The sequence below is a fragment of the Streptomyces sp. NBC_01198 genome, from assembly GCF_036010485.1.
In the GTDB taxonomy this organism is placed as follows: Bacteria; Actinomycetota; Actinomycetes; order Streptomycetales; family Streptomycetaceae; genus Actinacidiphila.
In genome coordinates this window covers 5,772,129-5,791,939 of the sequence record NZ_CP108568.1, presented here as the reverse complement: position 1 = coordinate 5,791,939, position 19,811 = coordinate 5,772,129, and the positions used below count along the sequence as shown (strand labels likewise).

The following is a 19,811-nucleotide window of genomic DNA, read 5'->3' as shown; positions in this document are numbered from 1 at the left end:
CTTAGGGTGACGGGATGCTTGTCGATGACGCGGTCGCCCTGGTACCCAGCATCCCAGGCCGTCGCGCCCTGCTGGGCCTGGCGGGGGCGCCCGCGGCCGGCAAGTCGACGCTGGCACGGCGGCTGGTGGCGGGCGTGAACGACCGGCTCGGCGAGGGCACCGCCGCGTATGTCCCGATGGACGGGTTCCACCTGTCCAACGCCCAGTTGGACCGGCTGCGGCTGCGCGACCACAAGGGCGCGCCGGAGACCTTCGACGTGGACGGCTACGTGGTGCTGCTGCGGCGGCTCCGCACGGAGCGGTCCTCCCCCGTCTACGCGCCGGACTTCGACCGGCGGCTCGACGAGCCCGTCGCGGCGGGGCTCGTCGTCCCGCCCGGCACGGCGCTCGTGGTGACCGAGGGCAACTACCTCGCCGACGACGGGAGCGGCTGGGCGCAGGTCCGCGACCTGCTCGACGAGCTGTGGTACGTCGAGACCCCACGGCGGCTGCGGGAACGTCGCCTGCTGCGGCGGCACGTGCGCGGCGGGCGCAGCGAACACGAGGCTCGCGCGTTCATCGCGTCCAGCGAGCGGTCGAACGCCGCGCGCATCGAACGGACGCGCTCGCACTGTACGCGCGTGGTCACCCCCCGCGACCCCTAGCCAGGGGGGTGGGGTGCCACCGCGCGTGGCAGTCACCCCGGCGTACCGCCGGAGGTCGTGGTGGACAGGAAGCTTCGCAGGATCTGTTCGCCGGCTGCCACGCCGCCGATCGGGAGGGCGGTGACGTGGGGGGCCGTCCAGCCGGAGTCGGCGAGTTCGCCGTGGGCCGGGGTGAAGCCGATGTCCGCGGCCAGCAGGAGGTCCGCGTCGAGGAGGGAGTCGCCGGCCGCCAGGACCCGGTCGGCGCCGGTGCGGCGGACGACCTCCGCGAGCGCCGCGCTCTTGGACAGCGGCTTGGGCACGGCGTAGATCTTGCGGCCCTGGAGGGACACGGTCCAGCCCAACGGCTCGGCCCAGGCGGCGAGTTCCTTGACCCAGCCGGCGGGCAGGCGGTCCCGGTCGACCACCAGGTAGGCGAAGAGGTCCTCCGCGATCCGCTCCTTGCGCAGCCACTCGGGGTCCGCGGTCGCGGCCAGGTGCTCGCGGACCTCGGCGAGCGGCGCGGACCCCTCCGCGAGCCGCCGCCGCATCTCGGCGTTCCAGTCGTGGTCGGTGCGCCCGGCGACCAGCAGGTGCCCGCCGTTGGCGCAGATCGCGTAACCGGGCTGCGGTCCGGGCAGGCTGATCCGCCGGTACTGCTTGCGGGTTCGTGTGGTGGCGGGCACGAAGCGTACGGCGTCGGCGAGTTCGACCAGTATCCGGCCCGCCGTCTCCGTCATGTAGGAGAGCGGCTTCGCCTCGTGGACCTCGACGGTGAGCAGCCGGGGCGCGTCCTCGTCGGGCATGGACAGGGCGAGCGCGGCGGCGGAGTAGATGAGGGTGCGGTCGAGGTCGCTGGCGACGATCGTCCGGCTGTGGGTGCGGTTCACTGGCCGGCCACCGCCTTGCCGTCGGTGCCGGTGGCGCCGCGGGTGTAGCGGGGGTGGATGAGTCCGACGCACGAGTAGGGCAGCCCGTCGGTCTCCTCGACCGGAACGCCGCGCTGGGCGGCGAGCAGGCGTACGTGGTCCAGGTCGGCGCCGGCGCCGCGCTGGGCGAGGATCTTCCACGGCACGCGGCGCAGCAGCACCCTGGTGGTCTCGCCGACGCCCGGCTTGACGAGGTTGATGTCCCCGATGCCGTACTCCTCGCTGATCCGCTCCACCGCGGCCCAGCCGGCCCAGGTGGGCGAACGGTCCTGGGAGCGCAGCGACTTGACGTCCTCGGTGACGGCGTCGCCGACCGTGTCGAAGGCGGCGGCGACGGTGTCGAGGAAGAGGCCGGAGACGTCGGAGCCCGCGAGGTCGCGGTAGAACTTGGCGCCGTGGAATTCGCCGGGCCCGATCAGGTCGGCGCGCAGCACCGTACGCGAGACCAGCCCGGACACCGTGGAGTTGAGGCACGCCGAGGGGATCAGGAAGTCGTCGCGGGTGCCGTAGGTGGACACGCAGCCGCCGGGGTCTGCAAGCACCGCGATCTCCGGCCGGAAGCCGGGGAAGTCGGCCATGGCGTCGGCGAGTTCGCGGGTGATGGCGCCCTTGCCGGTCCAGCCGTCGACGAAGACCGCGTCGGCCGGGTCGTGGTGGGCGGCGAGCCAGCGGAGCGCGGCCGGGTCGATGCCGCGGCCGCGGACGATCGAGACGGCGTAGTGCGGCAGTTCCAGCCCGTGGGCGTGCCGGGCCCAGCGGCGCATCAGCACGCCGACCGGGGTGCCGGCCCTGGCCAGCGACACCAGGACGGCGTCCGGGCCGCGTTCGGCCAGCACGAGTTCGGTGACGGCGCCGACGGCGCGGGCGATCCGCTCGGCGGAGGTGGCGAGCGCGGCCTTGAAGAGCTGCTGGTACTCGGGGCTCGGCTGGTACTCGACCGGCAGGGACTCCGCGTAGTGGGCGCCGCCGCTCTGTATGGCCTCCTCGCGCTCCTCGGTGGGGGCTTCGAGCCGCACGTCGGACAGGTCCTTGAGCAGCCAGCCCACCTCGTCCGCCGCGTACGATCCGAAGGCGGGGCCGCGCAGCGGCCGGGGGGATGCACTCATGAGGCCGGGGTTTCCGTTCGGTCGGTAGGAGGGCACGACAGCGAGCAGCACCGTGCCGGTGTGCGGGGCCAGCTGGGCGAGCAGCCCGCCGGGGGCGTGCAGCGCGGGGGTGTCGCCCGCGGAGTCGACGACGCAGAGCACCGCGTCGAAGCCGCCGCCCGCGACGTTGTAGGCGTACCTCTCGGGCGATCCGCCGTCGGTGGGGTCGTCGTGCGCGGGGAAGACCAGGCGGCTGCGGATGGCGTAGCCGGGGTCGTCCACGGCGAGCACGGGTGACCGGGTGGTGGTGGAGAAGTACGCCTGCACGCCGTCGCCGGTGTGCGCCTCCAGCGCCTGCGCGAGCCGTAGCGGCGCGTACATCAGCTCCTCGTTGCCGAGGACCAGCACCCGGCGGGCGCCGGGGGGCAGTGCGGCGGCGATCCTGGCGCCCATCGCGGGCAGCGCGGCTGCCAGGCGCTCGCGGTGCGCGGGCAGGAAGCCGTGCCTGCCCCCGTCGGGTATCCCGGCCGGCCAGCCGAGCTCGACCCGGTCCGCCGGCGCCGCGGGAGCCCGCGGGTCGTCGGCGGCGGGGAAGGACGCCACCAGGGCCTGCGCGCGGGTGAGCACGTCGGCCGGGAGGGAGACCGTGCCCGCGGCCAGCGACAGTATGTCCACCCGGGCGCCGAGGTCGGCGGCGAAGGCGGCCAGCCTGGCGTGGTCGGCCGGGGAGCGCATGTCGGTGAGGGCGACCACGACGTAGCGGTCGCGCGGGTGGCGGCGGTGCAGGTCACGGACGGTGTTGAGCACGGTCTGCCCGGTGGAGAACTCGTCGTCCACCAGCACCAGCGGTCCGGTGCCGGTGAGCAGGGTGGGGTCCTCGGGCAGCAGCAGATGGCCGGTGGCGTGGCTGTGCTCCTCCTGGAAGGCGCCGCCGGAGGCCATGCCGGGCACTTCCCGGCGGGTGGAGTGCAGGTAGGCCGCCGCGCCGACGCCGTCGGCGACCGCGTGGCCGAGCCCGGTGGCGGTCTCGGCGTAGCCGACGACGACGGCCGCGGCCGCCTCCTGCTCGCCCAGCAGGGCGCGGACCCGCAGGCCGAGGTCGTACGCGTGCCGGTAGACCGTGCCGGGGCGCTGCGGGACGTGCTTGCCGAGCACGTGCGAGACCAGCAGGTGGGCCCGCTTGGGGTTGCGCCGCAGGGCCAGGCCCAGCAGGTCCCGCAGGCCCTCGCCGTGCACGGCGATGCCGAGGCGGTCGGCGACCCACTGTCCGGACCAGGTCGGTGTGGTCAGCATGCGGTGGCGGTCTTCTTCCGTGGATTCCATGACTACTACAAGGATGCCTGGTCAGCTCGGCGGCAGGCTGGCCGCGAGCAGCTCGACGAAGCTGATGCCCTCGCGGGCGACCCCGAACAGCTCGGCCCTGCGCAGGGTGCGCTCGGCCCAGGCCCGGTGCGGCTTGACCTCGTTCATCTTGTTCGTGTACGCCGAGCGCAGGACGCCGCCGCCGCTGCGGTCCTGGTGCAGGATGTCGGCGGCGTCGGTGTATTCCTCGTGGGTGACGACGCTGAGCGCGTGCACCACCGGCACATGGGTGGGGTGGATGCAGGTCTTGCCCTGCAGCCCGTTGGCGCGGTCCAGCTCGATCTCGCGCAGCAGCCCGTCCATGTCGCGCTCCAGCAGGGCCTCACGCAGGTCCTCGGCCTCGGGGCTGAAGGGGCTGCGGCGCAGCTGCGGCTTGAACATCCGCTCCTGGTGGCGGAAGTACTCCCAGACCGGCCCGGTCACCACGAAGCCGGTGCCGTCGGCGCGGCCGAGCACGTTGACCACGTCGGCGATCACCGCGGCGACGATCTGGACGTCGTAGGCGGTCATGGCCGGGGCGCGGCGCAGCCCGTAGGGGGAACAGAAATCGGTCACGCCGAGTCGCAGCGCGAGCACCCGCTCGCGGTACTTGTCGACGGTGCGGGAGATCCCGTAGAGCGTCTCGACCCGGCTCTCCAGGTGCAGCAGCTCGGGTGACTCCAGCACCGGCATGGCGAAGAGCCTGCGGCCGCTGGCGGCCTCGGCGAGGCTGAGCGCCTCCAGGAAGGGGACGCCGGACTCCTCGGTGAACTTCGGCAGCACGAAGCCGGTCAGCAGCGCCACGGTCTCGCCGAGGCGCTGGACCAGGTCGGTGATCTGGGCGGGGGTGCGGACCCGGATGAAGAGCAGCGGGATCGCGCCGGCCGCGCCGGGGCGGCCGGCCAGCTCGCGGAACTGCCGGACGAGGTTGGCCTCGCCCGCGGGCACGTCCCGGTCGTCGATGGAGTCCTCCAGGCACAGCACCATGGAGACGACCCCGCGGGCGGCCTGCTTGAGCACGTCGTCGGCGAGGGTGCCGCGGGTGGCAGGGCTGTACAGGGTGGCGCCGAGGGCGGCCGCGAGCACGCCCGCCGGCGAGTCGGCAGTGAACTCCTGCGGCTCGCGGTGGAACAGTTCTTCCCTCGTCTCTGCGGCGAGGTGTCCGAAGTGTCGCATTGCGCCCCCTTTCAAACATACGGGCCCTGAGCGCATCTGGCCGATTATCGTACGGGTGAGCTTGTGAGACACGTTCCCTTTGCGCGTGAAAAACAGGTAACCGACACAGGTCCACCATGTGACCTTCCGCCTGCCGAGCGCAGTCCCTCCGCTTGCGGGCGGGTCCGCCGGACATGTCGCCCGGCCGGCGATCTCCGGCCGGAACCCCGGCCCGGCGTTGTGGGAGGCCCGGTGGGAAGGGCAGGATGACCGGCATGACGCACGTGATGGTGAAGGGCTCGAACGTCCCCCTCGACGCCCCGGGCATCCGGGCGGTGCTGCGCTGGAGCCCCGGCTCAGGCACACCGGACGTCGACGTCTCCGCACTGCTGCTCGGCCGCGACGGCCGGGTGCGCTCGGACGACGACTTCGTCTTCTACAACGAACCCCGGCACCCCTCGGGCCGGGCCCGGCACCTGCCCAAGCAGCGGGTGGCCGAGGGCCTGACCGACACCGTGGAGATCGACCTCGCCGCACTGGAACCCGGCGTCGACCGGGTGGTGATCGCCGCCTCCTGCGACGGCGGCCCCTTCCGGCTCGTCCGCGACCTGTGCGTGCTGCTCTACGATACCTCCGGACCGCGGCACTCCCCGCTGGTCACCTTCGAGGTCCGCCCCGACACCGGCGGCGAGACCGCGCTGAACTGCGGCGAGCTGTACCGCAAGGACGGCGGCTGGAAGTTCCGGGCGGTCGGCCAGGGCTACACCAGCGGCCTGGTCGGCCTCGCCACCGAGTTCGGCATCACGGTCGACGACGTGGAGACCGGCTCAGGCCGTACGCCGCCGCCACAGGCCGCCGGGCCGTCGCCGGCGCAGTCCCAGGAGCTGGAGCCCACCAGGGCCTCGCAGGAGGCCATGCCCACCAGTGCCTACGGATACCCGCTGCCGGCCCCCGCGGGCGGCCATGTGCCCGCCCAGCCCGCCTACGGCTACCCGCAACCGGTCGCCGCGCCCCTTCCGCCACCGGTGGGCCCGCCTGTCGCCCCGCCGGTGCACCAGCAGCCGCAGCCGGGATATCCGGCGTACGGCTACCCGCAGCCGGTGGGCGCCGCGGCCGCCGCCAACGGCGGTACGGCCTTCACGCTGCCCCCGCAGGGCCCGCAGTTCCAGCCGGGGCGCTGAGCGGTCCGGCCCTGCGGGCTCAGACCTTGGTCTTGTAGCCGCGGCCCCACTGCAGGCCCCAGCCGTACAGCCGGTCGATCTCCGCCTGGAACCCGTAGACGTACCTGACCTCGCGCCGTACGGTCAGCTCGCCCTTGACGTTCTCGATCAGCACCACCGCGCAGGAGCGCGCCTGCGGCTCCCGCTCGGTCAGCGGTATCTCGATCCGCGGGCCGGAGCCGGGGAAGATCTCCACCTTGGCGTGCGTGCGGTCGAAGGCGGGCGTGCCGTCGTAGATGTACACGAAGACCAGCAGCCGCTTGAACTCCTCGCGCTTGTCGAAGTTGATGTACAGCGTCTCGCCCGAGGTGCCGCCGAAGCGGTCGTCGCCGCTCATCTGGATGTACGGGGGCGCGTCGAGGTCGCCGAGGAAGTTGCCCAGCGGCTGGACGACGCCCTTGGAGCCGTCCGCCAGCTCGTACATGCAGGCCAGGTCCAGGTCGACGTTGACCATCGCGGGGCCCGCCGCCTGCACCACCTGCGGGCGGAAGACGTCGAACTGGCGGCGCAGGAAGCCGCGCCGGTCGCTGTGCCAGCCGCCGGTGTCGGAGGTGCGCATCGACCACGACAGGTTGACCCGCATGTTGCCGACCGCCGCGCCCTGCTTGGTCAGCGACACCACCGGATGGCGCTTGGTCAGCTCCACCGTGTGCGCGTTCGCGACATCGAACTGGCCCGCACCGCTCGGCCGGAAGAAGTCCCACCAGGCCATCCGCCGCCACCCCTCCCCTTGTTGCCCGCACACACCGCTGCCCCCGCCGGACGACGGGGGCAGCGTTTCGCCGTAAGCGACCGGTCATACGCCGGTCTTCACTTCCGTCTTGTCGTCGTCCGACTCATGGGATCCTTCCCCGAGACGGCGGTTGCGTACCACCGACGACCAGTACGAAGCAGCGATCAGCAGCACGCCGACCAGGCCGGTGACCACTTCGCTCACGTCGTACTTGATGGTGATCAGCAGGATGATCGACAGCGCGCCGATCGCGTAGTGCGCCCCGTGCTCCAGGTACACGTAGTCGTCCAGGGTGCCCTTGCGGACCAGGTAGACGGTCAGCGACCTGATGTACATCGCGCCGATGCCGAGGCCGAGCGCGATCTCGAAGATGTCGTTGCTGATCGCGAAGGCGCCGACGACACCGTCGAAGGAGAAGGACGCGTCGATGACTTCCAGGTACAGGAACATGAAGAACGCGGCCTTGCCGGCCAGCCCGGCCACCTGCCCGGCGGTGGGACCGCTCTTGGCCGGCGCGCTCCCCGCGGCCTGCCCGGCCTCGCCGCGGTCGTCCCCGGCGTCGTCGTCATCGTCGTCATCATCCTCGTCCTCTTCGAGGCGATCCTCGAAGAAGCCGGAGACCCCGCCGACCACCAGGTAGGTGATCAGACCGCCGACACCGGCGAGCAGCACCGTCTCGGCCTTGTCGATGGTGCCGTGCCCCCCGTGCACCGGCACCCCGGTGGCGACCGTGGTGGCCACGATGACCAGCGCGATCAGCGCGATCGCCACCGAGAGCATGTCCAGCTTGCCGAGCCGGGCCAGCGGCTTCTCCAGCCAGCCCAGCCAGGTGATCTCGCGCTCCTCGAAGATGAAGTCCAGGAAGATCATCAACAGGAACATCCCGCCGAAGGCGGCGATGGCCGGGTGGGCCCCGGTGACCAGGCTCTCGTAGCGGTCGTGGTCGTTGATCGCGACATTGACCGCCTCCCACGGGCTCAGCTTCGCGGTGATCGCCACGATGATGATCGGGAAGATCAGCCGCATGCCGAAGACCGCGATGAGCACGCCGACGGTGAGGAACATCTTCTGCCAGAAGGCGTTCAGCTTGCGCAGGATGCCCGCGTTGATGACGGCGTTGTCGAAGGAGAGCGAGATCTCCAGGACGGAGAGGATCGCCACGATCGCGAGCCCGTTCCACCCCCAGAGGGCGAAGGCCAGGGCGAGGCCGGCGGCAGTGATGCCCAGCGACCAGCCGAATGTTCTGAGGAGCACGTGCTTCCCACCCAATCCTTGTGACCTGTGACCACGAGGTCCCCCGCGCGGTACGCGGCTTTACGAAACGTTGACCCCGAAGTCTAGGGCGATTCCGCGCAGGCCGGACGCGTACCCCTGTCCTACCGCCCGGAACTTCCACTCGCCCCCGTAGCGGTAGAGTTCGCCGAAGATCATCGCGGTCTCCGTCGAGGCGTCCTCGGTCAGGTCGTAGCGGGCCAGTTCGGCGCCGTCCGACTGGTTGAGCACCCGGATGTAGGCCTCGCTGACCTGCCCGAACGTCTGCACCCGGGAGTCGGCGTCGTAGATCGAGACCGGGAAGACGATCTTGTCGACCTGCGGCGGGACCAGGGTCAGATCCACCAGGATCGTCTCGTCGTCACCGCCGCTGCCGCCGGTCAGGTCGTCGCCGGTGTGCTCGACCGAACCCTCCGGACTCTTCAGGTTGTTGTAGAAGACGAAGAAGTCGTCCCCCAGCACCCGGCCGTTGCCGCACAGCAGCGCGCTGGCGTCGAGGTCGAAGTCGGCCCCGGTGGTCGAGCGGGCCCTCCAGCCCAGGCCGATCTGCACCCTGGTGAGATTCGGCGCGGCCTTGGAGAGGGAGACGTTGCCTCCCTTGGCGAGCGTGACGCCCATGGTGGTCCTTTCCCCCTTGGCGGGTGCTGCTCAGACGTTGACGCCGAAGTCCTGCGCGATACCCCGCAGCCCGGAGGCGTATCCCTGGCCGATGGCACGGAACTTCCACTCGCCGCCGTGCCGGTAGAGCTCGCCGAAGACCATCGCGGTCTCCGTCGAGGCGTCCTCGGTCAGGTCGTAGCGGGCCAGTTCGCGCTGGTCGGCCGCGTTGAGCACCCGGATGTAGGCGTTGCGGACCTGGCCGAAGCTCTGCTGGCGGGACTCGGCCTCGTAGATCGACACCGGGAAGACGATCTTGACGACGTCGGCGGGCACCCCGGCGAGGTTGACGTTGATCACCTCGTCGTCGCCCTCACCCTCACCGGTGAGGTTGTCGCCGGTGTGCTCGACCGAGCCGTCCGGGCTGCGCAGGTTGTTGAAGAACACGAAGTGCTGGTCGGAGAGCACCTTGCCGGTCTCGTTGGTCAGCAGCGCGCTCGCGTCGAGGTCGAAGTCGGATCCGGTGGTCGTCCGCGCGTCCCAGCCCAGACCGACGACGACCGCCGTGAGATTGGGGGCCTCCTTGGTCAGCGAGACGTTGCCACCCTTGCTCAGGCTGACTCCCACGAGTCCTCCCCTATCGGTTCGATTGTGTACGTTATGGCCGCCGGGCCGATTGCCCGATCAACGAGCCGAGCTTAGTGACCGGTTCCCGTCGACCGCACCGCTTCCAGCGCCTTTACGTACTCATGAAGGTCCCGGGCGTCCGGCAGGCCGTTCACCACGGACCACCGGACGATGCCGGCCCGGTCGATCACGAAGGTGCCGCGCAGGGCGCAGCCCTTGTCCTCGGCGAACACCCCGTACGCACTCGCCGCCGCCCCGTGCGGCCAGAAGTCGGAGAGCAGCGGGAGCTCCAGGCCCTCCTGGTCGGCGAACACCCGCTGGGTGTGCATGGAGTCGCAGGAGACGGCGAGGATCTCGGCGCCCTCCTCCCGGAAGGCGGCGGAGTTCGCCTGCAGCGCCTGCAGCTCACCGGCGCACACGCTCGTGAAGGCGAAGGGGAAGAACACCAGCACGACGCTCTTGGCGTCGCGGAAGTCTGCGAGGCGGGTGGTGCGGCCGTGCTGGTCGGGCAGTGCGAAGCCCGGGGCCGGGGTGCCGATGTCGACCATGGGGAGTGTCCCGCCTTCTCGCTGCGCGGCTCGGGTGAGTGCCACGTGCGGTGGCGTCGCCTGCTTTCCCGCCGCCGTGGTTGCGCGCGCGGTTCCCCGCGCCCGTGACGGTGCACGTCTTCCGCGTCGACCAGCCATAACAGGGGCGCGGGGAACCGCGCGACCAGCCACGCACGTGGGGCAGTCGGCAGCGCACCGCGAGCCCGGCGGCGGTGGGCCGAAAAAGCGCGGGCCCCGCCTCCGCGGCGATGGGCCGCGAAGCCGGGAAGCCCGCCGGAAAGGGCTAGCGCTTGCCGGCGCGCGCGGCCTTGGGGGTGACGAGCCGGCTGCCGGTCCAGTCCTTGGCAGCGTTCACGCTGCTGGTCTGTGCGAGACCGGCCGTCTGGGCCGCCTCACCGATCTCGCTGGGCTCGACGTGGCCGTCGCGGCCCGTCTTGGGGGTCATCAGCCAGATCGGGGCGCCGGGATCGACGGTCGATGTGGCGTCGACCAGCGCGTCGGTGAGGTCGCCGTCGTCCTCGCGGAACCACAGCAGGACGGCGTCGGGCACGTCGTCGTATTCCTCATCGGCGAGCTCTTCGCCCGTGAGCTCCTCGATCCCCTCGCGAAGCTCCTGGTCGCAGTCCTCGTCGTACCCGAGCTCCTGGACCACCTGTCCGGGCTCGAAACCAAGCCGGCTCGCCGGGTTGGTCCGCTCCTCCGCGTGGTCCGCGGTCGCGCTCACGCTTTGCCTCCTGTCATGGGGACTGTCGGTTCGTGTCAGTCCAGTGTGTGCCCGCGCGCACGCGGACTTATTGGCGGTAGTCCACACGGGCGCGGCGGATCGCGCAAGTACCCGGCGTACGAGACCGCCGAAACAGTGACGATTCGACCGTGTCGCCGCAACCCGTACCCCCAATGGTGACGCAGCTCACGACGGTTTGCCGGTGTTGCGCACGATTGGCACCGCCAGTCGGCCGTACGTCCGACTGGGCGTAGAGTTCAGGTTTGGCCGCAGGGGCGACCACCGGTCCCGCAGCCGCCGTCCCGCAGGCCCTGCGGTTACCACTGGGTAGAGATGACGTTTCGCGCGGCGCGGTACACGATGGATGCGACGCGACCCAGTAGAGCACCGAGCACCGACGAGCAGCAAAGGAAAAGCGTGGCTTCCGGATCCGATCGCAACCCGATCATCATTGGCGGCCTTCCTAGCCAGGTCCCGGATTTCGATCCCGAGGAGACGGCGGAATGGCTGGACTCGCTGGACGCGGCCATCGACGAGCGCGGCCGTGAGCGTGCCCGTTATCTGATGCTCCGCCTCATCGAACGCGCGCGCGAGAAGCGCGTCGCGGTGCCCGAGATGCGCAGCACCGACTATGTGAACACCATCGCGACCAAGGACGAGCCGTTCTTCCCCGGCAACGAGGAGATCGAGCGGCGCATCCTGAACGCGACCCGGTGGAACGCCGCGGTGATGGTCTCCCGCGCGCAGCGCCCCGGGATCGGCGTCGGCGGCCACATCGCGACCTTCGCCTCGTCCGCGTCGCTCTACGACGTGGGCTTCAACCACTTCTTCCGCGGCAAGGACGACGGCCTCGGCGGCGACCAGATCTTCTTCCAGGGCCACGCCTCCCCTGGTATCTACGCGCGCGCCTTCCTGCTCGACCGGCTGAGCGAGCCGCAGCTCGACGGCTTCCGGCAGGAGAAGTCCAGGGCGCCCGACGGGCTGTCCAGCTACCCGCACCCGCGGCTGATGCCGGACTTCTGGGAGTTCCCGACCGTGTCCATGGGCCTCGGCCCGCTCGGCGCGATCTACCAGGCCCGGATGAACCGCTACATGGAGGCGCGCGGCATCGCCGACACCTCCGGCTCGCACGTGTGGGCCTTCCTCGGCGACGGCGAGATGGACGAGCCGGAGTCGCTGGGCCAGCTGTCCATCGCCGCCCGCGAGGGCCTGGACAACCTGACCTTCGTGGTCAACTGCAACCTGCAGCGGCTGGACGGCCCGGTGCGCGGCAACGGCAAGATCATCCAGGAGCTCGAGTCGCAGTTCCGCGGCGCCGGCTGGAACGTGATCAAGCTGGTCTGGGACCGCTCCTGGGACCCGCTGCTGGCCCAGGACCGCGACGGCCTGCTGGTCAACAAGATGAACACCACCCCCGACGGCCAGTTCCAGACGTACGCCACCGAGTCCGGCGGGTACATCCGCGAGCACTTCTTCGGCGACGACCAGCGGCTGCGCAAGATGGTCGAGAACCTGACCGACGAGCAGGTGCTGCACCTGGGGCGCGGCGGCCACGACCACCGCAAGATCTTCGCGGCGTACACCGCGGCGCTGGCGCACAAGGGCCAGCCGACGGTGATCCTCGCCCAGACCATCAAGGGCTGGACGCTCGGGCCGAACTTCGAGGGCCGCAACGCGACCCACCAGATGAAGAAGCTCACGGTCGACGACCTCAAGCGCTTCCGCGACCGGCTGCACCTGCCGATCACCGACCAGCGGCTGGACGAGGGCTACCCGCCGTACTACCACCCGGGGCGCGACTCCGAGGAGATCCAGTACATGCACGACCACCGCAAGGCCTGCGGTGGCTACGTGCCGACCCGGATCGTCCGCGCCAAGCCGCTGCCGCTGCCCGGCGACAAGGCCTACGCGACGGCGAAGAAGGGCTCGGGACAGCAGTCCATCGCCACCACCATGGCCTTCGTGCGGGTCCTCAAGGACCTGATGCGGGACAAGGAGATCGGCAAGCGCTTCGTGCTGATCGCCCCCGACGAGTACCGCACCTTCGGCATGGACGCGTTCTTCCCGAGCGCGAAGATCTACAACCCGCTCGGGCAGCAGTACGAGTCGGTCGACCGCGAGCTGCTGCTGGCGTACAAGGAGTCGCCGACCGGGCAGATGCTGCACGACGGCATCTCCGAGGCGGGCTGTACGGCGTCGCTCATCGCCGCCGGTTCGGCGTACGCCACGCACGGCGAGCCGCTGATCCCGGTCTACGTCTTCTACTCGATGTTCGGTTTCCAGCGCACCGGCGACCAGTTCTGGCAGATGGCCGACCAGCTCGCGCGCGGCTTCGTGCTGGGCGCCACCGCGGGGCGTACCACCCTTACGGGTGAGGGCCTGCAGCACGCCGACGGTCACTCCCAGCTGCTGGCGTCCACCAACCCGGCCTGCGTCGCCTACGACCCCGCGTACGGCTTCGAGATCGCGCACATCGTGCAGGACGGCCTGCGCCGGATGTACGGCGCCACCGCGGACGGCAAGCCGGGCGAGGACGTCTTCTACTACCTGACCGTCTACAACGAGCCGATCCAGCACCCGGCGGAGCCGGCCGACGTCGACGTCGAGGGCATCCTCAAGGGCGTCCACCGCTTCAAGGCCGGCGAGTCCGGTGCCATCCCGGCGCAGATCATGGCGTCCGGCGTGGCGGTGCCGTGGGCGCTGGAGGCGCAGCAGCTGCTCGCCGCGGACTGGAACGTACGCGCCGACGTGTGGTCCGCGACCTCATGGAACGAGCTGCGGCGCGACGCCGTCGCCGTCGAGCAGCACAACCTGCTGCACCCCGAGGAGGAGCAGCAGGTCCCGTACGTGACCCGCAAGCTGTCCGGGGCCGAGGGGCCGTTCGTGGCGGTCTCCGACTGGATGCGCTCGGTGCCCGACCAGATCGCCCGCTGGGTGCCGGGTCGCTACAGCTCGCTCGGCGCGGACGGCTTCGGCTTCGCCGACACGCGCGGCGCCGCACGACGTTTCTTCCACATCGACGCGCAGTCGATCGTGCTCGCGGTGCTCACCGAACTGGCGCGCGACGGGAAGATCGACCGGTCGGTGCTCAAGCAGGCCGTGGACCGCTATCAGCTGCTCGACGTGGCCGCGGCCGACCCCGGCGCGGCCGGCGGCGACGCCTGACCGCACCCGTCACGGAGCCCCGACCGGCAGCCCGCCGGCCGGGGCTCCGGCGTTTTCGGCCGTCCTTTCCTCCCGGATCACGCGCCCGCGAAACCTGATCCGGGTCCTTCCGCGTCCGCGGGGCGCCGCCGATCTTCTACGCTGGCCCGGCCGCCCGTGCTCCCGGCACGGGCGGCCGTCCGTGCCCGGCTCCCCGGCTCCGCCCTCCCCCCGCGAGGCATCCGCGAGTGACCCTCCTCGAAGCGCGTATGAGCCCCACCTCCTTGCGTGCCCTGCTGGCGCTCGCCGTCGTCTTCGTCATACTCGGCACCACCGGCTGGACGGCGGTACGCCCGCACGGGCCGGCCGACCTGCGGACCGCCGCGGTCTCGGCGTGGATGCGCGCCACCGTCGCCGGCCACCGGCTGCCGGACCCGGACAGCGCGCCGGCTGGCGCCGTCGCCCGCTTCTTCGCCTCGCTCACCCACCCGCAGGCGCTGCGCCTGGCCCGCCGGCACCCGCTGGTCGTCGGCAACCTCAACGGCGTGCCGCCCGCCCTGCGCTACCGGGCCAACCGCTACGAGCTGGCCAGGGCAAGGGCCGGCGAGCGGGCCCGCGCCTCGGGCAACACGCTGACCCCGGCCGGCCGCAAGGACGCCGCCCGGCGGGCCGAGCGCTACACCTCGCTGCTCGCCGGGCACCGGCAGATCCTGGCCTTCGACCCCAGCGGCGCGGGCCGGGCCGCCGAGGTCTTCGGCGACCTGGCGACCGCCACGCGGGTCGCGGTCGTGGTGCCCGGGGTGGACACCAACATCCTCACGTTCGAGCGGGAGACCAAGACCTATCGGGCGCCGGTCGGCATGGCCCGCGCGCTCTACCGGCGCGAGCAGGCCGCCGAACCCGGCGCGAAGGCGGCGGTGATCGCCTGGGCCGACTACGTGACCCCCAGCGGGGTGGGTCTCGACGCGTCCACCGCGAATCTGGCCGAGCACGGCGCGACCCGGCTCCAGGCACTGCTCAGCGCGCTGCCGCGGCGGCAGCGGGTGTCGCTGTTCTGCCACTCCTACGGCTCGGTGCTGTGCGGGGTCGCCGCGCCCGGCCTGGCCGGCGGCCAGATCGCCGACATCACCGTCTTCGGCAGCCCGGGCATGCACGTGCGGCGGGCCGCGCAACTGCACACCACGGCGAACGTGTGGGCCGCCCGGGACAGCAGCGACTGGATCGAGGACGTCCCGCACCTGGAGTTCGCCGGCCTCGGCCACGGTACGGATCCGGTCTCCAGGAAGTTCGGCGCCCGGGTCGTCAGCGCGCGGGGCGCCGCCGGCCACCCCGGGTACTTCGCGCCGGACACCACCAGCCTGGCCAACTTCACCGACATCGCGCTCGGCTCCTACGCAGGCGTCGTCTGCGGCGACAGCACGGCTCCGACCTGCACATCCGGTCTCATCTGACCCCGCCAGTCACGCCCGTCCCGCGGGTGCGGGGGATTCGCGGCGCCCGGGGGCACAAACCTGCCCGGAGTGCGCTTCGCGCAATAAGCTGACGCGTATGGGCGATGTTCTGGCCGGAACCAATGCCGTATGGGAGTTCGAGCCCGACGCAGTCGTGATCCGGTACAGCCGGGGGGCACGGGGAGCGCGGCTGCTGCACGCGCTGGGCGAGCGGCGGGTGCCGCACGCCGCACTGGAGTCGGTGGAGCTGGCGGAGGGGCGGCGCGGCCATGTGGTGCTCAGGGCGGTGCCGCGCGCCGGAGCCGACCCGCTGGTCGAGGCGGCCGCGGGCCAGCTGAAGGACAGCGCCGACCCGTACCGCCTGGTCCTGCCGGAGCAGTCGGGCACCCTGGCGGAGTTCTACCGCGACGAGCTACGCGCGAAGATCGGCGGTCCCGGTGAGGCGGCGACCCGCTTCCTGGTCGACGCCCCGGCGGCGCCGCGGTCCTTCAAGGCCTACGACGCGAAGGCCCTCTTCGACGGGCGCACGGTGAGCTTCCGCTGGTTCTGGACCGGCGCGTCCACGGCGAAGTGGAAGGCGGGCGACCAGAGCTTCCCGGTCGAGGAGCTCAGCGGCGTCGACTGGCGCTCCCCGGAGATGCTGCACGGCTATCTGCGGCTGCTGCGCAGGGACGGCGGCGGGGAGCAGCCGGGCGAGCCCGACCAGGACCCCACCGCCGTGGTCTTCGGCCTCGGCTACGGGCTGGTGCACGAGTCGCTGCCGTTCGCGGCGGCCGTGCTCGCCGCCATCCGGTCGGTCCGCCTGCGGCAGCAGCCGTAACGGCTACTCGCGGACGGTCGCCGTGGTGCTCATGTCCGGGTAGCGGTCGCCGGCGACCTGCGCCGCGATCGGCTCCAGCTCGGCCAGCTCCGCCGCGTCCAGGGTGATCGCGGCCGCCGCGGTGTTCTCCAGCACCCGGGCCGAGCTGCGGGTGCCCGGGATCGGCACCACGGTCAGGCCGTGCACCCGCGCCTGCTGGTGGACCCAGGCCAGCGCGATCTGGCCGAGGGTGGCCTCGTGTGCCTTGGCCAGCCGGCGGACGGGCGCGAGCAGGTCCGCGTTGTGCCGGGCGTTCTCGCCGGTGAAGCGGGGCTGGCGGCGCCGCATGTCGCCGTCCGCCAGCTCGCTCGCGGCGTCCTGGAAGGCACCGGTCAGGAAGCCGCGGCCGAGCGGGGAGTACGGCACGAAGGCGACGCCCAGCTCGGCCGCCGCGCCCACCACGGACCGCTCCACGTCCCGGCTGAACAGCGACCACTCGGACTGGACCGCGGCGATCGGGTGCACCGCGTGCGCCTCGCGCAGCTCGGCGCCGGTCACCTCGGACAGGCCGAGGTGGCGGACCTTGCCCGCCGCCACCAGCTCGCCCATCGCGCCGACCGACTCGGCCAGCGGCACGCCGGGGTCGCGCCGGTGCATGTAGTACAGGTCGATGATCTCGACGCCGAGCCTGCGCAGGCTGGCGTCCACGGCCTGCCGGATGTAGGGCGGGTCGTTGCGGATCGCCCGGTAGGCCGGGTCGTCCGGCCTGCGCTCGTTGGCGAACTTCGTGGCAAGGGTGATCTCGTCGCGGTGCGCCTTGACGAAGGGGGCCAGGAACTCCTCGTTGGCGCCCTGGCCGTACATGTCCGCGGTGTCGTAGAGCGTCACCCCGGCGCCCAGCGCCGTCTCCAGCGTCTCGCGGGCCGCGGCCTCGTCGGTGGCGCCGTAGAACTCGCTGATCCCCATGCAGCCCAGGCCCTGGACGCCGACCTGCGGCCCGTCCGTACCCAGCTGTACCGTCCCGATCCGTGCGGCCGACATCAGGCGCCCGTCCTCTCCGGCGCCGGCTCGGCGCCCGCGTACGTTCCGATCTTGTAGTCGAGCACCGTGAGGGTGTCCTGCAGCTCGGCGATCCGCCGCACCACGTCCGCCCGGGTCGCCTCCAGCAGCGCCTTGCGCTGCGGCTCGGTGCGCTTGCCGGCCTTGACCAGCCCGGCGTACGTCACCATGTCGGCGACCGGCATCCCGGTCAGCCGCAGCTTGCCCACGAAGGCCAGCCAGTCGAGGTCACGGTTGCTGAAGCGGCGCTGCCCGGTGTTCGAACGGTCCACGTGCGGCATCAGCCCGATCCGCTCGTACCAGCGCAGCGTGTGCGCGCTCATACCGGTGAAGGCGGCGACCTCGCTGATCGTGTACTGGTCCCTGCCGTCGGGGCGCGGGTGCGGATCCTCCGCGACGCACACCGCCAGCGGGCCGGTTTCCTGGTTCACCATCTCCACGACCGTCATGGCCTCCACGCTAAGACCTTGGAGTGCACTCCAGGCAAGAGCGGGCCATCAGGGCCCGCCCGGGTGGATCTCCGCGCCGTCGCGGCGCCCGGTACGCACACCTGCCGCGTTGTCGTCGGTCGACGCCGCTCCTCCCCCCAACGGAGACCCGCACGACAGGCCCTAAGCTCACCATATGGACAGCCTACGGTTGATCGATCAGTGGCCGGTGCCGAACGCGGCGGCGGTCGTCGTCCGCCGGGACGGCACCCTGGCCGGGTCGTACGGGCCGCAGGGGCACTCCTTCGCGCTCGCCTCGGTGACCAAGCCGCTGGTCGCCTACGCGGCGCTGGTCGCGTACGAGGAGGGCGTCTTCGAGCTGGACGACCCGGCGGGACCTCCCGGGTCCACCGTGCGGCACCTGCTCGGGCACGCCTCGGGGCTGGCCTTCGACGAGCACCGGGTGCAGGCCGCGCCCGGCACCCGGCGGATCTACTCGAACGCCGGGTTCGAGGTCCTCGGCGACACGATCGCCAAGGCGGCGGGCATACCTTTCGCGTCCTACCTCCAGGAGGCGGTGCTCCAGCCGCTCGGGATGACGAACACCACCCTCGACGGCTCGCCCGCCGCGGGCGCGGTCTCCACCGCCGAGGACCTCGGGCGGTTCGCGGCGGAGGTGCTGGCGCCGCGGCTGCTGGACGCGTCCTCCGTGGCGCTGGCCAGGGAGGTCTCCTTTCCCGGGCTGCGCGGGGTGCTGCCCGGGTACGGGCCGCAGAACCCCAACGACTGGGGGCTCGGGTTCGAGATCCGCGGCCACAAGTCGCCGCACTGGACCGGGGCGCGGTCCGCCCCCACGACTTTCGGCCACTTCGGGCAGGCGGGCACGTTCCTCTGGTTCGACCCCGCCGCGGGTGCGGCGTGCGCCGCCCTCACCGACCGCCCCTTCGGCCCCTGGGCCATCCCCCTCTGGCCCGCCCTCACCGACGCGGTCCTCTCCGACCTCACCTAACCGGCTGCGCCTGCGCCTGCACCCGACCTCTCCGCCCCGCCGTCTCGGCTGAGCGCGCAGTTCCTCGCGCCCCTGAGGTGAGTGCCACTTGCGGTGGCGTTGCTTCCTTTCCCACCGTCCCGGCTGGGCGCGCCGTTCCCCGCGCCCCTGGGGGGGCTGCCCCTTGCGGTGGCCGTGCTGCTTTCCCACCGCGGTGGTTGCGCGCGCAGTTCCCCGCGCCCCTTCGGGCGCGGTTCCACCTGCGCCCAGCGTTTTCCCCTGCCAGGGGCCTCGCCCTTCTGCCGCAGCGGGCAAGCGTTATCCGGGGGCGCGAGGAACTGCGCGACAGACAGGGGCAACCGCCCGGGTCAGGGGAGGGACCAGAGGAGGAAATCCGTGGCGGGGGAGGTGTGGAGGGGGAGGGTCGGCGGGCCGGACAGCCGGGCCGCGTCGCCCGGGTGGAGGAGCTCGCCGCCCAGGCGCACCGTGCCGCGGATGACGTGGAGGTAGGCCAGGGGGGCCGGGGGCAGCGCCACCTGGTCGGGGGCGAGGGGGCGGCCGGCCCACAGGGCGGCACCCCGGCGGCGCAGCCGCAGCGGCGCCGCAGCGCTTGGCTCTCCCGAGGCCAGCAGCGTGAGCCCCGCCCCCCGCCCGACCGGCGAGGTCACCGCGGCGTATTCGGGCGGCCCCCCGAAGACGTCCGGTTCCAGCCACATCTGCAGGAAGCGCAACGGCCCGCTCCCCGCGTTGCGCTCCTCGTGCCGCACCCCGCCCCTCGCGCCCAGCAGCTGCGCGTCGCCGGCAAGCAGCCGCGCGACCCGCCCGCCGGCGTCCCGGTGTTCGAGTTCGCCCTCGATGACCCAGGTGACGATCTCCGTGTCACGGTGCGCGTGTTCGGCGAATCCGGCGCCCGGCGCGAGCCGCTCCTCGTTGCAGGCCACCAGCGGCCCGAAGCGCACGTTGCCGGGGTCGTAGAAGCCGGCGAAGGAGAAGGCGTGGCGGGTGTCGATCCCGGCGTCCGGCTCTCCGCCGGAGTAGCGGTCGGCGCCCCGGCGTACGTCGATCATGCCCCTACGGTAGACGCCGGG

The 19,811-nt window shown here is 72.0% G+C and carries 18 protein-coding genes; 6 read left to right on the top strand and 12 right to left on the bottom strand.

Annotated features, from left to right (window positions below):
- Window positions 1-14: 14 nt before the first annotated feature.
- Window positions 15-644 (top strand): nucleoside/nucleotide kinase family protein, encoded by a 630-nt coding sequence (locus OG702_RS25760; RefSeq protein WP_327291311.1) that lies wholly within the window; start codon window positions 15-17, stop codon window positions 642-644.
- 32 nt (window positions 645-676) lie between these two features.
- Here OG702_RS25760 and OG702_RS25755 read toward each other — a convergent pair whose 3' ends face one another.
- Genes OG702_RS25755 through OG702_RS25745 form a run of 3 tightly spaced genes read right to left on the bottom strand, consistent with a single transcriptional unit; the run spans window position 677 to window position 5,154 of the window.
- Window positions 677-1,513 (bottom strand): HAD family hydrolase, encoded by an 837-nt coding sequence (locus tag OG702_RS25755; RefSeq protein ID WP_327291310.1) that lies wholly within the window; start codon window positions 1,511-1,513, stop codon window positions 677-679.
- Complete coding sequence (locus OG702_RS25750; RefSeq protein WP_327291309.1) at window positions 1,510-3,930, bottom strand: phosphoribosyltransferase; 2,421 nt, start codon at window positions 3,928-3,930, stop codon at window positions 1,510-1,512. Before OG702_RS25750 ends, OG702_RS25755 begins: the two co-directional genes overlap by 4 nt.
- 51 nt (window positions 3,931-3,981) lie before the next feature.
- Complete coding sequence (locus OG702_RS25745) at window positions 3,982-5,154, bottom strand: HpcH/HpaI aldolase/citrate lyase family protein (RefSeq protein ID WP_327291308.1); 1,173 nt, start codon at window positions 5,152-5,154, stop codon at window positions 3,982-3,984.
- Between the two features lie 245 nt (window positions 5,155-5,399).
- On the opposite strand from OG702_RS25745, the gene OG702_RS25740 reads away from it, so the two are divergent.
- Complete coding sequence (locus OG702_RS25740) at window positions 5,400-6,314, top strand: TerD family protein (RefSeq protein ID WP_442814535.1); 915 nt, start codon at window positions 5,400-5,402, stop codon at window positions 6,312-6,314.
- Window positions 6,315-6,333: 19 nt separating this feature from the next.
- On the opposite strand, the gene OG702_RS25735 is transcribed toward OG702_RS25740, so the two are convergent.
- From OG702_RS25735 to OG702_RS25710, 6 genes are all read right to left on the bottom strand, one after another.
- Window positions 6,334-7,065 carry a TerD family protein gene (locus OG702_RS25735; protein WP_327291306.1) on the bottom strand — a complete coding sequence of 244 codons (732 nt, stop codon included), beginning with the start codon at window positions 7,063-7,065 and terminating at the stop codon, window positions 6,334-6,336.
- 84 nt (window positions 7,066-7,149) lie between these two features.
- Window positions 7,150-8,340: a DUF475 domain-containing protein gene (locus tag OG702_RS25730; RefSeq protein ID WP_327291305.1), complete on the bottom strand. Its 1,191-nt coding sequence runs from the start codon at window positions 8,338-8,340 to the stop codon at window positions 7,150-7,152.
- Between the two features lie 60 nt (window positions 8,341-8,400).
- A complete protein-coding gene (locus tag OG702_RS25725) occupies window positions 8,401-8,976 on the bottom strand; it encodes a TerD family protein (RefSeq protein ID WP_327291304.1) in 576 nt (191 codons plus the stop codon).
- A gap of 30 nt (window positions 8,977-9,006) precedes the next feature.
- Complete coding sequence (locus OG702_RS25720; RefSeq protein WP_073494229.1) at window positions 9,007-9,582, bottom strand: TerD family protein; 576 nt, start codon at window positions 9,580-9,582, stop codon at window positions 9,007-9,009.
- 71 nt (window positions 9,583-9,653) lie between these two features.
- Entirely contained in the window at window positions 9,654-10,130 is a 477-nt protein-coding gene (locus tag OG702_RS25715; RefSeq protein ID WP_327293371.1) for a peroxiredoxin, read from the bottom strand.
- A gap of 283 nt (window positions 10,131-10,413) precedes the next feature.
- Window positions 10,414-10,854, bottom strand: a complete 441-nt coding sequence (locus OG702_RS25710; RefSeq protein ID WP_033175114.1) for a DUF3052 domain-containing protein — start codon at window positions 10,852-10,854, stop codon at window positions 10,414-10,416.
- Window positions 10,855-11,271: 417 nt separating this feature from the next.
- On the opposite strand from OG702_RS25710, the gene aceE reads away from it, so the two are divergent.
- From aceE to OG702_RS25695, 3 genes are all read left to right on the top strand, one after another.
- Window positions 11,272-14,019 carry a pyruvate dehydrogenase (acetyl-transferring), homodimeric type gene (gene aceE, locus OG702_RS25705; RefSeq protein ID WP_327291303.1) on the top strand — a complete coding sequence of 916 codons (2,748 nt, stop codon included), beginning with the start codon at window positions 11,272-11,274 and terminating at the stop codon, window positions 14,017-14,019.
- 248 nt (window positions 14,020-14,267) lie between these two features.
- A complete protein-coding gene (locus OG702_RS25700) occupies window positions 14,268-15,449 on the top strand; it encodes an alpha/beta hydrolase (protein ID WP_327291302.1) in 1,182 nt (393 codons plus the stop codon).
- Between the two features lie 97 nt (window positions 15,450-15,546).
- Window positions 15,547-16,269 carry a DUF4429 domain-containing protein gene (locus OG702_RS25695; protein WP_327291301.1) on the top strand — a complete coding sequence of 241 codons (723 nt, stop codon included), beginning with the start codon at window positions 15,547-15,549 and terminating at the stop codon, window positions 16,267-16,269.
- 3 nt (window positions 16,270-16,272) lie between these two features.
- On the opposite strand, the gene OG702_RS25690 is transcribed toward OG702_RS25695, so the two are convergent.
- Complete coding sequence (locus tag OG702_RS25690; RefSeq protein ID WP_327291300.1) at window positions 16,273-17,289, bottom strand: aldo/keto reductase; 1,017 nt, start codon at window positions 17,287-17,289, stop codon at window positions 16,273-16,275.
- Entirely contained in the window at window positions 17,289-17,756 is a 468-nt protein-coding gene (locus OG702_RS25685) for a MerR family transcriptional regulator (RefSeq protein ID WP_442814534.1), read from the bottom strand. Before OG702_RS25685 ends, OG702_RS25690 begins: the two co-directional genes overlap by 1 nt.
- A gap of 175 nt (window positions 17,757-17,931) precedes the next feature.
- On the opposite strand from OG702_RS25685, the gene OG702_RS25680 reads away from it, so the two are divergent.
- Window positions 17,932-18,744, top strand: coding sequence for a serine hydrolase domain-containing protein (locus OG702_RS25680; RefSeq protein ID WP_327291299.1), 813 nt, complete (start codon window positions 17,932-17,934; stop codon window positions 18,742-18,744).
- Between the two features lie 347 nt (window positions 18,745-19,091).
- On the opposite strand, the gene OG702_RS25675 is transcribed toward OG702_RS25680, so the two are convergent.
- Complete coding sequence (locus OG702_RS25675) at window positions 19,092-19,790, bottom strand: pirin family protein (protein ID WP_327291298.1); 699 nt, start codon at window positions 19,788-19,790, stop codon at window positions 19,092-19,094.
- Window positions 19,791-19,811 lie beyond the last annotated feature (21 nt).

What these genes read in the sequence shown, in the direction of transcription:
- OG702_RS25695 (WP_327291301.1), top strand. Translation starts at nt 15,547, where the DNA reads ATGGGCGATGTTCTGGCCGGAACCAATGCCGTATGGGAGTTCGAGCCC.
- OG702_RS25740 (WP_442814535.1), top strand. Translation starts at nt 5,400, where the DNA reads ATGACCGGCATGACGCACGTGATGGTGAAGGGCTCGAACGTCCCCCTC.
- OG702_RS25725 (WP_327291304.1), bottom strand. Translation starts at nt 8,976, where the DNA reads ATGGGCGTCACGCTCGCCAAGGGAGGCAACGTCTCCCTCTCCAAGGCC.
- OG702_RS25735 (WP_327291306.1), bottom strand. Translation starts at nt 7,065, where the DNA reads ATGGCCTGGTGGGACTTCTTCCGGCCGAGCGGTGCGGGCCAGTTCGAT.
- OG702_RS25700 (WP_327291302.1), top strand. Translation starts at nt 14,268, where the DNA reads ATGAGCCCCACCTCCTTGCGTGCCCTGCTGGCGCTCGCCGTCGTCTTC.
- OG702_RS25750 (WP_327291309.1), bottom strand. Translation starts at nt 3,930, where the DNA reads ATGCTGACCACACCGACCTGGTCCGGACAGTGGGTCGCCGACCGCCTC.
- OG702_RS25745 (WP_327291308.1), bottom strand. Translation starts at nt 5,154, where the DNA reads ATGCGACACTTCGGACACCTCGCCGCAGAGACGAGGGAAGAACTGTTC.
- OG702_RS25675 (WP_327291298.1), bottom strand. Translation starts at nt 19,790, where the DNA reads ATGATCGACGTACGCCGGGGCGCCGACCGCTACTCCGGCGGAGAGCCG.
- OG702_RS25680 (WP_327291299.1), top strand. Translation starts at nt 17,932, where the DNA reads ATGGACAGCCTACGGTTGATCGATCAGTGGCCGGTGCCGAACGCGGCG.
- OG702_RS25715 (WP_327293371.1), bottom strand. Translation starts at nt 10,130, where the DNA reads ATGGTCGACATCGGCACCCCGGCCCCGGGCTTCGCACTGCCCGACCAG.
- OG702_RS25760 (WP_327291311.1), top strand. Translation starts at nt 15, where the DNA reads ATGCTTGTCGATGACGCGGTCGCCCTGGTACCCAGCATCCCAGGCCGT.
- OG702_RS25685 (WP_442814534.1), bottom strand. Translation starts at nt 17,756, where the DNA reads ATGACGGTCGTGGAGATGGTGAACCAGGAAACCGGCCCGCTGGCGGTG.
- OG702_RS25690 (WP_327291300.1), bottom strand. Translation starts at nt 17,289, where the DNA reads ATGTCGGCCGCACGGATCGGGACGGTACAGCTGGGTACGGACGGGCCG.